The organism is Pseudovibrio sp. WM33 (assembly GCF_001623165.1).
GTDB lineage: Bacteria > Pseudomonadota > Alphaproteobacteria > Rhizobiales > Stappiaceae > Pseudovibrio.
Window position 1 is genome coordinate 82,500 of record NZ_LMCK01000142.1, and the last position, 461, is coordinate 82,960.

Annotated in this window: 1 protein-coding gene; it reads right to left on the reverse strand. The window is 53.1% G+C overall.

Annotated features, from left to right (window positions below):
• On the reverse strand, positions 1-461 hold a 461-nt coding region (locus tag PsWM33_RS28570), incomplete at both ends, for a baseplate megatron protein TIM-barrel domain-containing protein (protein ID WP_206599034.1).

A 461-nucleotide genomic window follows, 5' to 3' on the forward strand; every position in this document is an offset into this window, starting at 1 on the left:
GCCATAAACCGGGCTAACTGGATTGTTGCCAGCCTCTACAGTCCAGTATTCCAGCATGGCGCGAAGGTAACGCCGCTGTATCAGATCATCACGCACCCCGGAGGAAAAATAGGGCACCTGACTTTCTGAGGATTTGGGATCATAAAACACGTTTGGCTGATTGGTGCCTTTGTCGATCGCAGGGCAGCCAAACTCTGTAAACCAGATGGGCTTTGATTTTGGCACCCAGTTAGTTGAGGTATTGGAACGCACCCCGCCCGGCCGGTTGTGGTGCGGGTTTTCCCACCAGCCCCGCAAATCCTTTTGACGAAACACCCAGTGCTCACCATGGTCCTGATCTGCAATCAAGGTGCGGTTCTGGTTGGTCCGGTCCTCATCAGAGGCATAGTAGAAGTCAAAATACTCCCGGCCCTCGATGCCAGCTTTCAGATAGTCCAGATCATGGATCGATTGCGCACCTT